General features: G+C 29.2%; 21 protein-coding genes. 14 read left to right on the top strand and 7 right to left on the bottom strand.

All coding sequences use genetic code 11. From position 1 onward, the window contains the following. Positions 1-60 precede the first annotated feature (60 nt). Entirely contained in the window at positions 61-495 is a 435-nt protein-coding gene (locus IEW75_RS08630) for a nucleoside-diphosphate kinase (RefSeq protein WP_134246869.1), read from the top strand. A 58-nt stretch (positions 496-553) separates the two neighbouring features. Here the strand turns inward: IEW75_RS08630 and IEW75_RS08625 are convergent, their stop codons facing one another. Both IEW75_RS08625 and recF read right to left on the bottom strand, forming a co-directional pair. Continuing rightward, on the bottom strand, positions 554-850 hold the full coding sequence (locus IEW75_RS08625; RefSeq protein WP_134246870.1) for a DciA family protein: 297 nt from the start codon (positions 848-850) through the stop codon (positions 554-556). Next, positions 850-1,929 (bottom strand): DNA replication/repair protein RecF, encoded by a 1,080-nt coding sequence (gene recF / locus IEW75_RS08620; RefSeq protein WP_134246871.1) that lies wholly within the window; start codon positions 1,927-1,929, stop codon positions 850-852. The genes IEW75_RS08625 and recF overlap by 1 nt, the downstream gene beginning before the upstream one ends. 112 nt (positions 1,930-2,041) lie before the next feature. Here recF and IEW75_RS08615 point away from each other — a divergent pair, with 112 nt between their 5' ends. The 8 genes from IEW75_RS08615 (at position 2,042) to IEW75_RS08580 (ending at position 10,306) form a co-directional block, all read left to right on the top strand. Beyond that, entirely contained in the window at positions 2,042-2,806 is a 765-nt protein-coding gene (locus IEW75_RS08615; protein WP_134246872.1) for a tetratricopeptide repeat protein, read from the top strand. Positions 2,807-2,812: 6 nt separating this feature from the next. Continuing rightward, the gene (gene ribH / locus IEW75_RS08610) at positions 2,813-3,292 is read left to right on the top strand and encodes a 6,7-dimethyl-8-ribityllumazine synthase (RefSeq protein ID WP_134246873.1); all 480 of its coding nucleotides are present in this window, start codon (positions 2,813-2,815) and stop codon (positions 3,290-3,292) included. Positions 3,293-3,369: 77 nt separating this feature from the next. Then, on the top strand, positions 3,370-3,663 hold the full coding sequence (locus IEW75_RS08605; protein ID WP_134246874.1) for a hypothetical protein: 294 nt from the start codon (positions 3,370-3,372) through the stop codon (positions 3,661-3,663). Continuing rightward, complete coding sequence (gene mutL / locus IEW75_RS08600; RefSeq protein ID WP_134246875.1) at positions 3,663-5,477, top strand: DNA mismatch repair endonuclease MutL; 1,815 nt, start codon at positions 3,663-3,665, stop codon at positions 5,475-5,477. Before IEW75_RS08605 ends, mutL begins: the two co-directional genes overlap by 1 nt. A 23-nt stretch (positions 5,478-5,500) precedes the next feature. Beyond that, positions 5,501-6,235, top strand: coding sequence for a rhomboid family intramembrane serine protease (locus IEW75_RS08595; RefSeq protein ID WP_134246876.1), 735 nt, complete (start codon positions 5,501-5,503; stop codon positions 6,233-6,235). Position 6,236: 1 nt separating this feature from the next. After that, positions 6,237-7,082 (top strand): rhomboid family protein, encoded by an 846-nt coding sequence (locus tag IEW75_RS08590; RefSeq protein WP_134246877.1) that lies wholly within the window; start codon positions 6,237-6,239, stop codon positions 7,080-7,082. A gap of 11 nt (positions 7,083-7,093) precedes the next feature. Then, positions 7,094-8,125 (top strand): endonuclease/exonuclease/phosphatase family protein, encoded by a 1,032-nt coding sequence (locus tag IEW75_RS08585; RefSeq protein ID WP_134246878.1) that lies wholly within the window; start codon positions 7,094-7,096, stop codon positions 8,123-8,125. A gap of 54 nt (positions 8,126-8,179) precedes the next feature. Then, positions 8,180-10,306, top strand: coding sequence for a S9 family peptidase (locus IEW75_RS08580; RefSeq protein WP_134246879.1), 2,127 nt, complete (start codon positions 8,180-8,182; stop codon positions 10,304-10,306). Between the two features lie 118 nt (positions 10,307-10,424). Here IEW75_RS08580 and trpB read toward each other — a convergent pair whose 3' ends face one another. The 5 genes from trpB to udk form a co-directional block, all read right to left on the bottom strand. Continuing rightward, positions 10,425-11,636 (bottom strand): tryptophan synthase subunit beta, encoded by a 1,212-nt coding sequence (trpB, locus tag IEW75_RS08575; RefSeq protein WP_134246880.1) that lies wholly within the window; start codon positions 11,634-11,636, stop codon positions 10,425-10,427. 114 nt (positions 11,637-11,750) lie between these two features. Continuing rightward, positions 11,751-12,368 carry a methylmalonyl-CoA mutase family protein gene (locus IEW75_RS08570; protein ID WP_134246881.1) on the bottom strand — a complete coding sequence of 206 codons (618 nt, stop codon included), beginning with the start codon at positions 12,366-12,368 and terminating at the stop codon, positions 11,751-11,753. Next, positions 12,358-13,680: a methylmalonyl-CoA mutase family protein gene (locus IEW75_RS08565; protein ID WP_134246882.1), complete on the bottom strand. Its 1,323-nt coding sequence runs from the start codon at positions 13,678-13,680 to the stop codon at positions 12,358-12,360. The genes IEW75_RS08570 and IEW75_RS08565 overlap by 11 nt, the downstream gene beginning before the upstream one ends. Positions 13,681-13,718: 38 nt before the next feature. Next, the gene (locus IEW75_RS08560; RefSeq protein ID WP_134246883.1) at positions 13,719-14,039 is read right to left on the bottom strand and encodes an FtsB family cell division protein; all 321 of its coding nucleotides are present in this window, start codon (positions 14,037-14,039) and stop codon (positions 13,719-13,721) included. A 3-nt stretch (positions 14,040-14,042) separates the two neighbouring features. Beyond that, positions 14,043-14,648, bottom strand: coding sequence for a uridine kinase (gene udk, locus IEW75_RS08555; RefSeq protein WP_134246884.1), 606 nt, complete (start codon positions 14,646-14,648; stop codon positions 14,043-14,045). A gap of 729 nt (positions 14,649-15,377) precedes the next feature. On the opposite strand from udk, the gene rfbA reads away from it, so the two are divergent. From rfbA to IEW75_RS16055, 5 genes are all read left to right on the top strand, one after another. Continuing rightward, the gene (gene rfbA / locus IEW75_RS08545; RefSeq protein ID WP_134246885.1) at positions 15,378-16,253 is read left to right on the top strand and encodes a glucose-1-phosphate thymidylyltransferase RfbA; all 876 of its coding nucleotides are present in this window, start codon (positions 15,378-15,380) and stop codon (positions 16,251-16,253) included. 103 nt (positions 16,254-16,356) lie between these two features. Continuing rightward, complete coding sequence (rfbC, locus tag IEW75_RS08540) at positions 16,357-16,908, top strand: dTDP-4-dehydrorhamnose 3,5-epimerase (RefSeq protein ID WP_134246886.1); 552 nt, start codon at positions 16,357-16,359, stop codon at positions 16,906-16,908. Positions 16,909-16,921: 13 nt separating this feature from the next. Then, positions 16,922-17,788: a dTDP-4-dehydrorhamnose reductase gene (rfbD, locus tag IEW75_RS08535; protein WP_134246887.1), complete on the top strand. Its 867-nt coding sequence runs from the start codon at positions 16,922-16,924 to the stop codon at positions 17,786-17,788. After that, positions 17,785-18,795, top strand: coding sequence for a dTDP-glucose 4,6-dehydratase (gene rfbB, locus IEW75_RS08530; RefSeq protein ID WP_188704017.1), 1,011 nt, complete (start codon positions 17,785-17,787; stop codon positions 18,793-18,795). Before rfbD ends, rfbB begins: the two co-directional genes overlap by 4 nt. A 21-nt stretch (positions 18,796-18,816) precedes the next feature. Further along, positions 18,817-19,654 (top strand): nucleotide sugar dehydrogenase (locus IEW75_RS16055; RefSeq protein WP_188704036.1); only part of this gene is annotated, 838 nt, incomplete at its 3' end.

The following is a 19,654-nucleotide window of genomic DNA, read 5'->3' as shown; positions in this document are numbered from 1 at the left end:
CAGAACTTTGTCTATAAAATACTATATTTGCGCCAATTAAAAAAATAAACTTAAATTAAAATGGCAACAAATAGAACATTTACAATGCTTAAACCTGATGCGGTTGACAAAGGTTATATTGGAGCAATATTAGAAAAAATAAATGCTACTGGATTTAAAATTGTAGCTATGAAAATGACTAGATTAACAAGAGCTGGTGCGGAAGAATTTTATAAAATTCATAAAGACCGTCCGTTTTTTGGTGAACTGGTTGATTATATGACTTGTGGACCTATTGTTTCTGCAATATTAGAAAAAGAAAATGCGGTTGAAGATTTTAGAGTTTTAATAGGAGCTACAAACCCAGCTGAAGCTGCTGAAGGTACTATTAGAAAACTATATGCTGAATCTATCGGTAATAATGCAATTCACGGTTCTGATAGCGATGAAAATGCTGCCATTGAAAGTGCTTTTCATTTTTCTGGCAGGGAGGTTTTTTCAGGAAATTTCTTTTAATAAAAGCTCAATAAAGGCTGTTTCGTTAGTTTTAAAAACTTTTTAAGCAGCCTCTTTTTTAACACAAAATTAGTTTAGAAATTAATTTTTCACCTAATTCTTCATTCATCATTTTAATTATTTTCTCTTTTCCATAACTTAATTCTTCTCTTAAAACAGAAGACTTTAACCCTACAATTAATGTAGTTCGTTGCAATTCTATTTTATTTGTATAAGAAACTACACCTTGTCCCATAAGCTTTCCCCAAGCTTCGGTAACAGATAATTGATGCATTCCTTTTGTAAGTTTATTCTCTTTAATAACATCTTTCATTAAATCTTCAATTGAATGAAATTCGTTTTGTCTTTTTGCCATTATAATTTAAATATTTTGTAAGATTGTTTTGTTCGTTTTACAACTTCCTCTGTTCTTTCTTCGTGTGTATCACTTATAAATAATTGTCCAAAATGATCGTTATTCACCAAATTTATTAACTGCTCTACGCGTAGATCATCCAGTTTATCAAAAATATCATCTAACAATAAAATTGGTTTTATATTAGATTTCGATGTTATAAAATCGAATTGCGCTAATTTTAATGCAATTAAATATGATTTTTGTTGCCCTTGTGAACCGAATTTTTTTACTGGATAACCATCAATTTCAAAAATTAAATCATCTTTATGAATCCCAACACTTGTATATTGCAATACGCGATCACGTTCTAAATTTTTGTCAAGTAATTCAACTATATCACCATCTTTTAATTGAGATTTATAGAACATATCTACAACTTCTTTACTATTAGAAATTGATTGATACCTACTTCTAAAAATTGGAATAAAAGCATCTAAAAAGACACTTCTTTTTTTAAAAATTACAGTTCCGTAGGTTTTTAATTGTTCGTCATAAACTTTTAAATTTAAAGCATCAAAAGTTCTATTTGCAGCAAAATATTTTAAAAGTGAGTTTCGCTGTGCCAATACCTTATTATATTTTAAAATAATTTGAAGATAGTCTTTATCTGATTGTGAAATAACATTATCTATAAATTTTCTACGAATATCACTACCTTCAATAATTAAATCTCTGTCTGCTGGAGAAATAATTACTAATGGCAAATGTCCAATATGATCAGAAAATTTTTCATAAACTTTTCCATTGCGTTTTAAAACTTTTTTATTTCCGCGCTTTAAACTACAAACAACTGTGTCTATTTTTTCATCTAAAAGATATTCTCCCTGAATCATAAAAAACTCTTGATTGTGCTTTATATTCTGAATAGCCACCGGATTAAAGTAACTTTTTGCAAAAGATAAATAATAAATAGCATCTAATAAATTGGTTTTACCCACACCATTATTACCCACAAAACAATTGATCTTATTCTCAAAATCAAAGCTTTGCGATTCAAAATTCTTAAAATTAACTAATGTAATTTTTTGTAAATGCATCTAATTTTTTATAAAGTTTAAAATTATTCAAAATAAATGAAAATTTAGACACAATTGCATTTTTACTTTCCAATTAAAAATTCTATTTTTGCGCCTACAAATTTTACAACAAATGGCAACATATAAAAAGAAACCGAATAAAGCAAAAAATACTCAAGGTGCTATAGAAACTAATTCTACAACTGCTGAAGTATTTAATACATTAGATGAAACGGCATCAAGATCAGAACAATTTGTAATAAAAAACCAAAAAACGATCTTTATTGTAATAGGTTTAATTGTTGCAAGTATTTTAGGTTATTTGGCATATCAAAAATTTGTAAAAGCACCACAAGAAAAAGTTGCTGCAGACGAATTGGCTTTTCCAAAAGCATATTTTGAAGATGCACTAACAACTTCTGTTTCTGTTGATTCTTTATTAGTTTTAGGCTTAGAAGGTGCTGATGGAAAATATGGTTTTGTTGATATTGCTGATAAATTTAGTGGTACAAAAGCAGGGAATTTAGCGAACTACTACGCTGGTATTTCTTACTTAAAATTAAAAAATTACAAAGAAGCAATTGATTATTTAGAAGATTTTTCTTCAGATGATGAATTATTAGGACCAACCGCTAAAGGTGCTATTGGAGATGCTTTTGCTGATATTAATCAACCTAAAGAAGCGTTAGATTATTATTTAAAAGCTGCAAAATTAAGAGAAAATAACTTTTCTACTCCTTTATATTTATTTAAAGCCGGTAATACAGCTATGGAATTAGAAAATTACAGTAAAGCTTTAGATATTTTTAATCAAATTAAAGAAGAATTTCCTAATGCAACGGAAGCAAAAAATATAGATATTTATATTAACAAAGCAACATTTGCATCAAAAAACTAAGTTGTAATGGCAACAACTAATTTATCTTATTACGATAAAGCTACAATCCCAAATGCGAAGAAATATCGATTTGGGATTGTTGTTTCTGAATGGAATCCAGATATTACTGAAAACTTATATTTAGGTGCAGTACAAGCCCTTATTGAAAACGGAGCAACCAACGATAATATTATAAAATGGGATGTTCCAGGTAGTTTTGAACTTATTTTTGGTTGTAAAAAGATGATTGAAACTCAAAATGTAGATGCCATTATTGCCATTGGAAATGTAATTCAGGGTGAAACAAAACATTTCGATTTTGTGTGTGATGGTGTTACGCAAGGAATTAAAGATTTAAATATTAAATACGATATTCCAATTATTTTTTGTGTGTTAACTGACAATACAAAGCAACAATCTCTAGACCGTTCTGGTGGAAAACACGGAAATAAAGGTATAGAAAGTGCTGTTGCTGCAATAAAAATGGCAGCTTTAAGAGAGTTTTAACACGCTTCTTTTTTAAAAAACTTGACCACAACTTTATAATTCAGTAATTTTGAGAATTACTGTAGAACCCATTTTTTATGTTTGGTAAATTATTTAAGCCTCGTGCACATTATGTTTTTGATTATAAACCTCGTTATTATAACGAGCGAAAAGAACGTTTGCAAAAGTTAGAGGAAAAATACCACGGATCCAAAGAAGATGAAGAAGGAAATATTCCTAAAATATCTATTTCTAAAAGCAATCTAAAAAACGATTGGGTTAAAAATAAAAGAAGCGCTACAGATAAAAGCACAAATTTAAGATTGGCAATTATAATTGCTATTTTAGTAGGTATTGTAGCCTATATTTTTGAATTACATAAATTATTTTAATGTCAGATATTATTCAACTTTTACCTGACCATGTTGCAAACCAAATTGCAGCTGGAGAAGTTGTTCAACGACCTGCTTCTGTAGTTAAGGAATTACTTGAAAATGCGATTGATGCTAATGCAACAGATATTAAATTACTAATTAAAGAAGCTGGTAAGCTATTAATTCAGGTAATCGATAATGGCAAAGGAATGAGCCAAACCGATGCCAGACTTAGTTTTGAACGTCACGCAACTTCAAAAATTAAAAAAGCAGAAGATTTATTTAATTTACATACTAAAGGTTTTAGAGGCGAAGCATTGGCTTCTATTGCTGCAATTGCACATGTAGAATTAAAAACAAAACAAGAAAATACTGATTTAGGTACTTCAATAAAGATTGAAGGAAGTAGCTTAGTTTCACAAGAAACTATTGCAACTACTACAGGAACTTCTATTGCAGTTAAAAATTTATTTTACAACATTCCAGCACGCAGAAATTTTTTAAAATCTAATACTATTGAAACCCGTCATATTGTAAACGAATTTCAACGTGTAGCATTAGCACATCCAACAATTTCTTTTTCATTTTACCATAATGAAAGTGAAATTTACAACCTAGTTTCTAGCAATTTACGTCAACGTATTGTTGCTATATTAGGTAAAAAAACCAATGAAAAATTAGTTCCAATTAACGAAGTAACCGATGTTGTTGAGATTAACGGATTTGTAACAAAACCTGAATTTGCAAAGAAAAAAAGAGGTGAACAATTCTTTTTTGTGAACAATAGATTTATTAAAAATGCCTATTTAAATCATGCCGTTACAAGTGCATTTGAAAAGTTACTTTCTGGAGGCTATTACCCAACATATTTTTTGTTTTTAACGGTTCCAACAAAAAGTATCGACATAAATATTCATCCAACAAAGACTGAAATTAAATTTGATGATGAAAAAACATTATATGCAATTTTACGTTCCACTATAAAACATAGTTTAGGACAATATAATGTTGCTCCGGTTTTAGATTTTGAAAGAAGTGCTTCTTTTGATACTCCATACGAGTTTAAAAATAAAAAATCTAGCACTCCAAAAGTACAAGTAGATCCAAATTTTAATCCTTTTAAATCTGAAGAAAAAAGCACTTTAAAATATCCTTATAAAAAAGAAAATACTTCGAAATGGGAAAGTTTGTATACTGGAATAAATGTTGACAATATAGAAGTCGAATCTGAAACCATTAATTCTGCTCTATTTTCTGAAACTTCATCAAACAGTAAAACTTATCAAATTCATAATAAATACATTGTAAGTAGTATAAAATCTGGAATCGTTTATATCAATCAGAATCTAGCACATCAACGTATTTTGTATGAAGAATTTTTAGAAAATATTACCGTTAAGGAAGCAATGAGTCAACAATTATTATTTCCTTTAGAAATTTCATTTAATAAATCAGATATTGAATTAATAAAAAATATTAAAGAAGATTTAGAAAATATTGGCTTTCTTTTTGATAGAATATTAGATGATACTATTATTATTAAAGGAATACCTGTAACTATTGTTGAAAGCCAGATAACAATAATTATAGAACAATTATTAGAAGATATAAAAAATGATGTTCCAGAAACAAGTTTTAGCCAACTAGATATTATGTCTAAAAGTTTAGCGAAAACTTTAGCTATAAAAACAGGAAATAAATTAGACTTAAGAGAACAAGAAGAATTAGTGAATAAGCTATTTTCTTGTAAACAACCAGATTTATCTCCCTTTGGAAAAACTACTTTTGTAACAATAAATATTGATGAAATTGATAGAAAGTTTAACAACTAATACGCTGCTAAAAATTTAAAATTATGGGAAGAATTACTGAAGCCGTTAAGCACCTTATAATAATAAATGTTATTTTATTTATTGCACCTCAACTTATTCAAGGGTTTAATTTACAAAGTATGTTTGCACTTCATTTTCCTGAAAATGAAAAATTTGGCTTTTGGCAATTTGCAACGCATATGTTTATGCACGGTGGATTTGCACATATTCTTTTTAATATGTACGGTTTGTGGGCTTTTGGAACACCTTTAGAACAAATGTGGGGGAAAAATAAGTTTATATTTTTCTATCTTTCTGCAGGTTTGGGAGCAGGAGTTATTTATACATTGGTAAATTATTATCAATTTAATGGAGTGTACGACCAACTAATTGGAATGGGATTATCTAGTACAGATATTCAAAATATATTAAATACAGGAAGTTATAATAACCGTATTTTAGAAACGCTTTCTGAGACTAAACTGAATGAATTTTATGCAACATACCATACGCCAGCAGTTGGCGCATCGGGTGCCGTTTATGGTATTTTAGTTGCTTTTGGACTGAGTTTTCCAAATGCTAAACTAGCATTGATATTTTTTCCAGTTCCAATTGCAGCAAAATATTTTATTCCTGCAATTATCTTAGGAGATTTATTTTTTGGAATGACAAAATACTCTATTGGAAATGTAGCTCATTTTGCACACGTTGGTGGTGCTTTAATCGGATTTTTAATTGCTTGGTATTGGAAACAAAACCAATTTAAACGCTGGAATTAACTTGAATATAATAAACGACATAAAACACGCTTTTTACAAAGCAAATACCGTAGAAAAAATAATTTACGTAAATGTATTCTTATTTTTAATTACTGCACTTTCAATTGCCTTTAAAAGTGAATTTATTATACAATGGTTTGCATTACCATCAAATTTAGATGACTTTTTATTCAAACCTTGGACACTTATTTCGTACGCTTTTATTCACGAAAGGCTATTTCATATATTATCCAATTTACTTGTACTCTATTATATAGGTAATCTATTCTTAGATTTTTTTACAAAAAAACAATTTCTTAATTTTTACTTTTTAGGTGCTATTGTTGGTGCAATAGCATTTTTAAGCTTTAATTATTTTGCTGCTAAAAGCGGTGCACCTTTAGGCGGTGCTTCAGCAGCTGTTAGTACCATATTTGTTGCTATTGCTACTAAAGTTCCAAGATATGCATTAAAGTTACGTTTTATTGGTAGTGTAGAATTATGGGTATTAGCTGCAATTTGGGTTGCTATGAGTATATTGCAATTAGCAAATCCAGACAATGGAGGAGCTATAGCACATTTAAGCGGTGCTGTTTTTGGATTCATTTATGCAAAACAATTAGAAAAAGGAAATGATATTGGCAAATGGTTTGAAGCCATCTTAAATTATTTCACTAATTTTATGAAGTCAAAAGAAGACACTCCTTTAAGAACAGTTCATAAATCAAAAGGACGTGCTTCAGAAAACGAAGTATCAACTTCTAGACAGCGTAAAATTGACACTATCTTAGATAAAATCAGCAAGTCTGGTTACGAAAGTTTAACACAAGAAGAGAAAGATTTTTTATTTAGAGCAGGAAAAAAATAATAAAAGGAGCCATGAAAAAATTATCAATTTTAGATAAATTGCTGTTTATTATCAATTCCCTTTTAGCTGCATTATTACTTTTTTCATATTTGGGCTATTATATTTCACCAAACACCTATTCCCTATTTTCGTTTTTAAGTCTTGTAATTCCCTTTTTAATTATTGTAAATTTTCTTTTTATAATCTATTGGATTTTAAAATTTAAAAAACAATTTCTTCTTTCAACTTTAATTTTACTTATAGGCTTCCAATACATTACGAAATTTTACAGTTTTTCTGAAAAGAAAGTATTATTGACTAATGATGTAAAAATTATGAGCTATAATGTACGGATGTTTAATCTGTACAACTGGATTGATAAAAAAGATATTGATAAAAAAATATATGATTTTATCAATGAAAAATCTCCAGATATTTTATGTATTCAAGAATTTCATCCTTCAAAAAAACTTGATTTAAAATATCCGTATAGTTATGTCAAGATAAGAACGAATCAAAATAATTTTGGACACGCCATTTTTTCGAAATATAAAATTATTAATTCGGGTTCTTTAAATTTTTCTAACAGCACTAACAATGCTATTTTTATTGATTTAATTAAAGAAAAAGATACTATTAGAGTATATAATGTGCACTTAGAATCGCTAAAAATAAATCCTGAGAAAGAAATTTTAACACAACAAAATTCTGAAAAACTTAAAATTAGAGTTGAAAATGCATTTAAAAAACAAGCAAATCAGGCTTCTTTAATACTGCAACATCAAGAAAAAAGTAAGTATAAATCCATTATTTGTGGCGATTTTAATAACAATGCTTTTTCTTGGGTTTATCATACATTAAAAGGAGAAAAAAATGATGCCTTTGAAATAGCAGGAAAAGGTTTTGGAAATACATACGGTAATAAATTTTCTTTTAGAATAGACTTTATTTTAACAGATAAAAACATTGAAGTTAACAATTACAGAACCTATCCTGTAAAATACTCAGATCATTTTCCAATAATGGCACGTATTAATTTCAAACAAACTGATAAAATTCAGTAAAAAAAAAGCTGAATTAATTAACTTTACTCTTTATAACAAATACCATATTTTCCAATGAAAAAAATACTTTCGTTTTTATTTATTTGCACGTTTATTTTAGGTTATTCTCAACAAAAAGAATTAACTCTTGAAGATGCCGTTTTAGGCTATTATAAAGGACTGTACCCAAGTTCTCTATCAAATTTACAATGGGTGAAAAACACCAATAATTATATTTTTCAAAAAGAAAACGAATTCGTTTTTACAGCTGCTAAAACAGGGCAGATTGTAAAAAAAAGCAATTTAGAAAATCTTCAAAAAGCATATCCCCAACTACAAAGAATGCCTTATATTCAAGAAGTTGATGCAAGTTCTTTAACATTTAGAACTAAAAACACTATCGAAGTTTTTAATTATATAACAAATTTAAAGGAAACTTCAATTTCTTTTGATGACAGTGCTCAAAACAACGAATATAATTCAAAAGCGAAAGCCGTTGCATATACGTTAGATAATAATTTATTCGTTGCCACTGCTTCAAACCCAAAACTTGCTGTTACTAAAATTGAAGACAAAAATATAGTATCAGGACAAGCGATACACAGAAGTGAATTTGGAATTACTAAAGGTACTTTTTGGAGTCCTAAAGGAAATTTTTTAGCATTTTATCAAAAAGATGAAAGTAATGTAAGTGATTACCCTTTAGTGGATATCAACTCCTACCCTGCTAAATTAAAAAATATAAAATATCCGATGGCTGGTCAGGCTAGTGAACAAGCAAAAATTGGAATTTTTAATTTGAAAAATAAAAAAACTACCTATTTAAATATCGACACTTCAGATGAACATTATTTAACAAATTTATCTTGGACTCCAGATGAAAAATATGTGTTGGTTGCAGAGATTAATAAAGGGCAAAATCACGTATGGTATAATAAATATGATGTAGCAACTGGTAAAAAAGTTACTACCCTTTTCGAAGAAACTAACGATAAATGGACAGAACCAGAGCACGATGCTGTCTTTTTACCAAACAGCAATACCAATTTCTTATGGTTTAGTGAACGTGATGGTTTTATGAATTTATACCACTATACAACTGCAGGAAAACTAGTAAAACAATTAACCAAATTTGATTGGGTAGTTACTGGAGTTTTAGGTTTTGATGAAAAAGGAAAAAATGTATTTATTACTGGAACTGGAAATGATGCCAGAGAATCTCATACCTTTAAAGTAAATTTAAAGAATGGTAAATTTATTAGATTAACTTCCGAAGTAGGTACACACAGAACTCAATTAAGCACAAATGGGAATTATTTAATTGATAGTTATAGTAATTTAGAGACTCCAAATAATGCGTTCATAATAGATACAAAAAAAGAAAGATCAACTTTAGTCCATATGGCTAAAAATCCACTTGAAGATTATGCAATTGGGACTACTGAATTTTTAACTTTAAAAGGAAATGATGGAACAGATTTATATTCTAGAATTATAAAACCAGCGAATTTTGACGCTTCAAAAAAATATCCAGTTTTAATTTATGTATATGGCGGTCCGCACGCACAAATGAATACAAATTCGTGGCTTGGCGGTGCAAGTTTATGGATGCCAGCTTTTGCAACTTTAGAGAATTACATCATTTTTACATTGGACAATAGAGGGTCTGCAAATAGAGGTTTTGCTTTTGAAAGTAGTATTCATAGAAACCTTGGTAATTTAGAAATTGAAGATCAATTAATAGGTGTTGAATATTTAAAATCGTTAAATTATGTAGATGCTGAACGCATTGCCGTAAATGGCTGGAGTTACGGTGGTTTTATGACAACTAGTTTAATGCTTCGTAATCCAGGAATTTTTACAACCGCCGTTGCTGGTGGACCGGTAATTGATTGGAAATATTACGAAGTAATGTATGGCGAACGTTATATGGATACTCCAGAAGAAAACCCAGAAGGGTACGAAAAAGCAAAAGTTACCAATTATATTAAAAATTTAGATGGTAAAATGTTGATTATACACGGAAGTGTAGATCCTGTAGTTGTTCCTCAGCATAGTATGAGTTTATTACAAGAAGCTATAAAACAAAAAACACAAATAGACTTTTTCACCTATCCAATGCACGAGCATAATGTAAGAGGAATGGATAGAGTGCATTTGGTAGAAAAAATGATGCAATATATAGTTGAAAATAATAAATAATTTATTTTAAGTATTAAAAAACTTAAAAACATATTAATAAACCTGAATTTGGATAGCTTAAGGCAAGTTATCTAAATTCAGGTTTAAAATTAATATTCAAAAGATTTAAAAAATATGATTAAGATTGTTCTGGTATACCGTAATTTTCTACTACATAATCTAAATCTTTATCTCCTCGACCACTTAAATTTACTAAAATAGATTGTTTTGGGTTTTCTTTGGCTAATTTAAAAGCATAAGCCACTGCATGTGCACTTTCAAGTGCAGGAATAATTCCTTCCAATCTACTCAATTCAAAAAAAGCATCAATGCATTCTTTATCTGAAACGTTAGTATAAGATACTTTATTTAAGTCTTTTAACATACTGTGCTCTGGTCCAACGCCTGGATAATCTAAACCACTTGCAATTGAATGTACTGGTGCAGGTTCTCCCTTTTCATCTTGTAAGGTATAACATTTAAAGCCGTGTATAATTCCCGGTTTTCCTAAAGTCATAGTTGCTGCATGTTCTCCTAAGGTATCTAAGGATTTTCCCCCAGGTTCAACTCCAAATAAATGACATTCTTCATCTTCTAAAAATGCTGAAAAAATTCCCATTGCGTTACTTCCTCCACCAACACAAGCAACAACATTATCTGGTAATTCTCCAGTCATATCAAAAAACTGATCTTTGGCTTCTATTCCAACAATTCTTTGAAAATCTCGCACCATCATAGGAAAAGGATGCGGTCCCACAACAGAACCAATACAGTAAATTGAAGTTATAGGATCTTCTAAATAAGCACCAAAAGCACTATCTACAGCTTCCTTTAACGTTTTTAATCCGTGCGTTACAGGAACAACAGTTGCACCAAGAATTTTCATTCGTAATACATTCGGATATTCTTTAGCAATATCTACTTCACCCATATGAATTTCACATTCCAATCCGAAATATGCAGCAGCAGTTGCCAGTGCAACACCATGCTGGCCAGCGCCAGTTTCTGCAATTAATTTCTTTTTGCCCATATGTTTTGCCAATAAAGCCTCTCCCATACAATGGTTAAGTTTATGCGCTCCTGTGTGGTTTAAATCTTCACGTTTTAAATAAATCTGTCCACCGTATTTTTGAGACAATCTATGACAATGATAAACAGGTGTAGGTCTACCTTGAAAATGTTTACGTATGTTTCTCAGTTCTGAAATGAATTTATGCGATTTACTTATTGAAAAATAAGCATCGTTTATTTTTTTGATTTCTTCTTCCAATTGCGGTGGAATAAATGCACCACCATATTCATTAAAAAAACCCTCTTTATTTGGATAATTTTTAAAATAATTTACAGACATTGTTTACGTTTTTAAAATAGTATTGTTTAAAATTAAATATTTTTATAAAGTTGCTCTGAAATAGTACTTTTTACAAAAGTTTTAATACTAATTTTCAGTAAGTTTTTTTGAATCTTATTTTTCAAACAACAACCACGCTTTAGTTGCAATTTCTTCAGTCATTTTCTCAACATAAGTAGATCCTGCCCAAGGGTCAATTGTTTTTAAAATTCTGGTTTCTTCTTGAAAAAACAAATGTTTTTTATCTCCTGAAATAACACATTGGCAACCTCCGAAAATAGCTTGAAAAGCATCAAAAGAAGTCTCTATTGTTGCATTTATATCTAATGCAAATGAAGATTGATTTTTTGGGTTGAATTGTTTAATTAGTTTTGACCAAAGCATTCTTACTGCTCTCATTTTCGCTATTTCATCAAAATGGTTTTTTCCAATTTTTGTTTCAAATGATAATTCAGAAACAATTTTGTCAATTTTCGTGTTCGAATTAATTCCTTTTTGAATGAAGTTTAAAGATTCAGCTAAAAAAGTTGCTATTTCATTTTCGGGAGCTACATTTGCTTTAGAAAAAGAGTTTGTTGATATTTTGGTTTCTAACGGTATTTGAAAATACATAGTTGCATGTATTCCTCTCAAATTTGGAGCAATACCTGCAACATATTGTTCGTGCTCAAAAATTGTGTCTTTTTTATCTTGAACCGTAATTTCTAAATTTGAAAAATCTTTACGCTTCATCTCTCCTATTTTTTTGTTCCACTTTTTCAGAAAGTCTTTTTGGTAGTAATGGAATGATTAGAGTTTTATACGATTTTCCTTTTAAAAATGTACTTACTTGAATATCTTCTTCGGAATCGAATTGAGCAGGATATTTATTAGCTCCTATTAAAACGAGTTCATTTGTATCAAACTGCTGTTGTTCTTTTTGAGCGTTTTCTTTTATTTTTCGTTGAATAGTTCCTTCCTTAAGCTGACTTAAAAAACCACCACTTTTTTCAATATCTTTAAAAATAGTTAGGGCTTTTTCCGCAAATTGTTTTGTTACATATTCTATATAATACGTATCGGTTGCAATATGTTGTGCGTTTTTAAACGTACGTGTTTCATTTAGAATTGGTTGCTGATTCTGAGTAAATTTATCAGACGTAAAATTAGTTGCAATTGTAGTTGCACCACCTAAAATAGCACTCATACTTTCTGCAGTTCTGCGTAAGGTATTTATTGCAGCACCGTACAACGTTTTATTTCTTAAACTTGGTTCAGCATAAATTTTAGCAATTGCTGTTGTGTTATATTCACTTAAAACCAAATTATATAAATAACGGAAAGCTCTAATTTTTGCAATTTCAAAGAAATAATTACTGCCTGTCGCAAAATTAAACTGAATTCTTTTAGCAATATCAGCTCCAAATATTGTTAAATATTCATTTGCATGTGCTAAGGCGTACGCAACTTGTTGAACTGCATTTGCTCCAGCATTCTGATAAATAGTTGCATCAACACTTAAAATAAATAAATCAGGATTCTTTTTGATGAGGTTTAGAAGTATGCTATTATCTTTTTTTATCGACGTATACCAATTTCCGGTTCTTGCTAATTTTCCAATAATATCAATATTAAAATAAACTGTTTCATCTGCTAATATTAAAGCCAACTTATTGATAAAGCTCTCTTCTAAAAAGTTAAATTTAAAATGAAATTCAACATTTTTATGTACTAAATCATGAAATAATAATGTTGCATTAAATGGTTTTGAAGCTTCAAACAAAATAGCAGATATTCCTTTATCTATAGCTGCTAAAGCTTCAATATTTGCCGTTTCTTCAGTAGAAATATTAATTTTTATACAAATCTTGCAATCCTCTTTTGGAAGCGGAATAATTACTTTTTCAAAAGTATCTAGATGGTAAAATGGTGAGATGGTTATGCCTTCATTTGTTTTGGTTAATAGTGTTTTATTATAATCTGCACCATCTAACTCAAACTGAATTTTTTGTTTCCACGCTGCTGAGGAACTTGGCGGAAATTCGTTTATAAAAAAATCGGACATATTTTTAAGTGTTCAAGGAAAGATAATTTAAAATTACCTTATTTTTTTTCTAAAGTATCATATTGTATAATATATATATCTTCGTTTTCTTTTTTCATTTTATATTCTTCTCTTGCAAATTTTTCCAGCTCCTCCTTATCATCAAGATTTTTAATGAGCGCATCATCTTTTTTAATTTCCGATTTGTAGTATTCTTTTTCGCTCTGAAGCTTTTCTATTTCTTTATTAAATTCTCTATGATTTAGCCATGAATTTTCATCAAAAAAAACCATCCAAACTATAAATGTTCCTAGAATTAACACATATTTGTTGGTTATAATTTTTACAACAGGTTTATTTCGAAACTGCTTTAAAGTCATTAATTACAATTTATTACTTATTACAGTTCTAACGATATCTATAGCTACAGTATTGTACCTGTCATTTGGAATAATAATATCCGCATAGTTTTTGGTTGGCTCAATAAACTGTTGGTGCATAGGCTTTAAGGTGTTTTGATATCTGGTTAACACTTCATTTATATCCCTTCCACGTTCTTCAATATCTCTCCTAACTCTTCTAATTAAGCGTTCATCGGTATCTGCGTGCACAAATATTTTAATATCAAAAATATCGCGTAATTCTTTATTATTAAAAATTAAAATCCCTTCAACAATAACAACTTTTCTAGGGTGTGTAATTAAGGCATCTTGTGTACGGTCATGTGTTACAAAAGAATAGACTGGTTGCTCAATAATTTTGCCTTTTCGTAGCGCATTTAAATGACTTACCAACAACTCAAAATCGATAGCTTTTGGATGGTCAAAATTTATTTTTGTACGCTCTTCGTAACTTAAGCCATGTGTTTCGTTGTAATATGAATCTTGCGAAATAACACAAACTTCATCAGCAGGTAATTCGTTTAATATTTGATTTACAACAGTTGTTTTACCACTTCCTGTTCCACCAGCAATTCCAATTATAAGCATCTAGGTTTTTTATAAATTTTTACAAATTTAGCGAATAATAAATAAGAATTTAAAATTGCGTATCGAAAAAAAATAAAAAATAACGACTAAAAATAAATAAGAAGTATTTAAACTATTGAACAAACTAAATTTACACTAACTTAAAAACACAAAAACTACATTTTTAACTACGGTAATTTTTTAAAAATTCATCAAAAGACATGGGCTTTAAATTTCTAAAAGAATAATGTTTTAAATACGTTTTATAATTTTTTAAAGCGGTTTGATTTATTCCTTCCGAAGATAAAGAATATTGTAAAGAAATCGAACTCATAATAATAGAATTTGGGGTTTTTTATTATGTTATTAAATACCTTTAAAGAGTGTTTTCCCTTTTAAAGAATTTGAAAGTTACAAAAATAGATATAAAAATCAAAGAAAAAGGACAAATATTAGGTATTAAGCACCTTTTATATGCAAAAACTTTCCATTTATAATGTTAAGATGTTTTTTACATTCTCTTTAAAAATTTGAATATTGAAGGAAAATTTTTACTGTTTAATTGTTAAAAAAGGTTCAGATAAATGCTAAACTATACTTTCCGTAAAAGCAATTGTTTTTAAATATTAATTAGTTATTTTTGTTGAAATCTATATTTTAAATAATTAAAGTTTAGAGTATTCGTTTTTAAATTGAAAATAAATAAAAAACAGGTGTTTTATTGAAATTTAAAAATTTAAATAGTTAAAGATGAAAGGAATAATATTAGCAGGTGGATCAGGAACACGCTTGTACCCAATAACAAAAGGTACTTCCAAACAATTGTTGGCTATTTACGACAAGCCAATGGTTTATTATCCGCTTTCTATTCTTATGCTTTCCGGAATTACAGAAGTATTAATAATTTCCACTCCGCAAGATTTACCAAATTTTAAAAAATTATTAGGCGATGGAAAAGCTATTGGAATGCAGTTTGAATATATTGAGCAACCGTCTCCAGATGGTTTGGCACAAGCTTTTATTTTAGGTGAACAATTTATCGGAAACGATGATGTTTGCTTAATTTTAGGAGATAATATTTTTTATGGTGCAGGTATTGAAAAACGTTTAAATGACGCTGTTAGAACGGTGCAAGAAGATAAAAAAGCAACAATTTTTGGATATTATGTACAAGATCCTGAAAGGTACGGAGTTGCTGAATTTGATAGTCATAAAAATGTATTAAGTATTGAAGAAAAACCTTACAACCCTAAAAGTAATTACGCAGTTGTAGGCTTGTATTTTTATCCAAATAGCGTTGTGAAAATTGCAAAAAACATAAAACCAAGCAAACGTGGGGAATTGGAAATTACTACGGTAAATCAAACCTATTTAAATCAACAAAATTTAAAATTAGAATTATTAGGAAGAGGCTATGCTTGGCTAGATACCGGCACACAAGATTCTTTATTAGAAGCATCTAATTTTATTCAAACTATAGAAAAAAGACAAGGTTTAAAAATTGCTTGTATAGAAGAGATTGCTTATCAAATGGGTTACATTACGAAAGAACAACTGCTTTTATTGGCAAACGAATATAAAAATAATAGTTATGGACAGTATTTGCTAAAGTTAGTGAAGAGGTAAATAACTAAGGGGCTAATAGTTATAAGTAAAAAGGCGATAGATTTAACAGCGGCTGAGCGGAGTCTAAGTTATTATTAAAACTTAAAAAGGAACATATTTTTTAATGAAATTTATAAGAACAAACATACCAGATGTAATACTTTATAAACCAACTGTTTTTAATGATGATAGAGGTTATTTTTATGAAGTTTTTAAAAAAGAAACTTTTGAAGATTTTATTGGGTTTGCCGTAGATTTTTGTCAAGATAATGAAGCAAAATCTTCAAAAGGAGTTTTACGTGGGTTGCATTATCAGTTACCACCATTTGCACAATCTAAATTAGTGAGAGTTGTAAAAGGAAAAGTATTAGATGTGGTGGTTGATATTCGGAAAAACTCGAAAACATTTGGAGAAAAAGTGATTGTAGAATTAAGTGAAGAAAATAAATACCAACTTTTTATTCCAAAAGGATTTGCGCACGGATATGTAACTTTAAGTGATGACACTATTTTTTGTTATAAAGTAGATGCTTATTACAATCAAAAATCAGAACGAGGAATTTTATTTAATGATACTGATTTAGCTATTGATTGGAATTTCCCTGCTAATGAATTAATTATTTCAGAAAAAGATAAAGCCCAAGTGCCTTTTAAAAAAGCTGATTTATTTGAATAAATGTAAAACGTAAATGACTAATATATTAATAACAGGCTCAAAAGGTCAATTGGGATTTGCTTTGCAAAATGTCGAGCAAAATTACCCAAAATTCAATTGTTATTTTGCAGATAAGAACCAATTAGATATTACAAAACCCAATACTATTGAAGAATTTATAACAACCAATAATATTAAAGTTATTATAAATTGTGCCGCTTATACAAATGTTGATAAAGCAGAAGATAATGAGGGTTTAGCTACTGAAATTAATAAGGTTGCTGTAGAAAATTTGGCACTAATTTCTAAAAAACACAACGTGACATTAATTCATATTTCAAGCGATTATGTTTTTGATGGAACTTCAGAAAAACCGTATTTAGAAACAGATATTACAAACCCACAAAATAAGTACGGGTTTACGAAATTAAAAGGAGAAGAAGCTTTGCAAAAAATAAATCCTGCTAATGCTTTAATAATTAGAACTTCTTGGTTGTACTCTTTACACGGAAACAATTTTGTAAATACTATGTTAAGATTGTTTAAAAACAATAAGACAGTAAAAGTTGTTTCAGATCAAAAAGGTTCACCAACAAATGCAACAGATTTGGCAAATGTGTTATTTACAATAATTCCACATATTAATAATAAAAATGTAGAAATATATCATTATTCAAATAAAGGAATTTGTAGCTGGTTTGAATTTGCACAAGAAATTGCTAACATCACAAAAAGTGAATGTAATATTGTTCCGATTTCATCAAAAGATTTTAATTCAAAAGTAAAACGTCCAAAATATAGTTTGTTAAATACTGAAAAAATGCAACAAACCTTTCATATCGAAATACTATCTTGGCAAGATTCTTTAAAACAATGTTTAAATAAAATAAATAAATTATGAATTCTATTTTAGTTACTGGCGGAGCTGGATTTATCGGCTCAAATTTAGTCGAATACTTAGTAAATAAGTATCCTGATTTTAAAATTGTAGTTGTAGATTCTTTAACGTACGCAGGTGATTTAGAGAATTTAAACGCTGTAAAAGATTTAAAAAACTTCACTTTTGTACATGGTTCTATTTCTGATCGTGGTTTAATGGAGCGTGTTTTTCATCATTATATAGTACATGGTGTTATTCATTTAGCGGCAGAATCTCATGTAGATAATTCTATAAGCGAGCCTGATGTTTTTATTGAAACCAATGTTAAAGGTACTTTTACATTGTTAGATGTTGCCTATAAATATTGGATGGAAAAACCATTTGTTTATAAGCACGGGTTTGAAAATGCACGATTTTTACATGTTTCAACAGATGAAGTTTATGGTTCTTTAGGTGAAACAGGATTGTTTACTGAGAAAACACCGTATGCGCCAAATTCACCATACAGCGCTTCAAAAGCAAGTAGTGATATGATTGTTAGAAGTTACCATCACACGTATGGTATGAATACCGTTATTACAAATTGTTCTAATAATTATGGACCTCATCAACACGATGAAAAATTAATTCCTACCGTTATAAGAAAAGCATTAGCAGGCGAAGAAATTCCTATTTATGGAGATGGAAAAAATATTAGAGATTGGCTGTATGTTTTAGACCATTGTAAAGGTCTTGATTTAGTATACGATTACGGAAAAAGTGGAGAAGTTTATAATATTGGTGGTAAAAATGAACGAGATAATAATTATATAGCAACCAAAATATGTGAACTATTAGATACGTTAGTACCAAAAGAAACTAGTTATAAGAATCAGATTACCTATGTAAAAGATCGTGCAGGTCACGATTATAGATATGCAATAGATGCCAGTAAAATTGAAAATGAATTAGGATGGAATGCTGACGAGAATTTCGAATCTGGAATATTAAAAACAGTTAAGTGGTATATTCAAAAGTATAAAAATTAAGTTGAAGAGTTGTACAATAAAATGAAAGAAAAAGTTAAAATAGCAATTATAGGTTTAGGTTATGTGGGTCTTCCTTTAGCAAGGTTATTTGCTACAAAATACAATGTTATTGGTTTCGATATCAATAAATATAGAGTTGCTGAATTAACTAAAGGAACCGATAATACTTTAGAAGTTTCAGACCATTTATTAAAACAAGTGCTTGTAACCAATTCTGAAAGCGAAAAGGGACTTTATTGTACAACAGAAATTAAAAACATAAAAGACTGTAATTATTATATTATAACCGTACCAACACCAGTAGATAAAAATAACAAACCAGATTTAACGCCCCTTATTAAATCAAGTGAAACAGTTGGAGGTGTTTTAAAACCTCACGATATTGTTATTTACGAATCTACAGTATATCCTGGTGCCACAGAAGAAGTTTGTGTACCAATTTTAGAGGAGATTTCAGGACTTGAATTCAATAAAAATTTTTTTGTAGGCTATTCTCCAGAACGTATAAATCCAGGAGACAAGGAGCACACAGTTGAAAAGATACTAAAAGTAACTTCAGGTTCTACACCTGAAATTGGTAAAAAAGTAGACAATCTATATACTTCGGTAATCACTGCAGGAACACATTTAGCACCAACAATTAAAGTAGCTGAAGCGGCAAAAGTTATAGAAAATTCACAAAGAGATATCAATATTGCTTTTGTAAATGAATTGGCTAAAATATTTAATTTATTAAATATAGATACGCAAGCTGTATTGGAAGCTGCTGGTACAAAATGGAATTTTTTACCCTTTAAACCAGGTTTAGTAGGTGGACATTGTATTGGTGTAGATCTCGGTGGTCGCCGTATCATTAAAA

The organism is Lutibacter litoralis (genome assembly GCF_014646675.1).
GTDB classification, from domain to species: Bacteria; Bacteroidota; Bacteroidia; order Flavobacteriales; family Flavobacteriaceae; genus Lutibacter; species Lutibacter litoralis.
The sequence above is the reverse complement of the archived record's forward strand: the minus strand, read 5'-3'. Positions and strand labels throughout refer to the sequence as shown.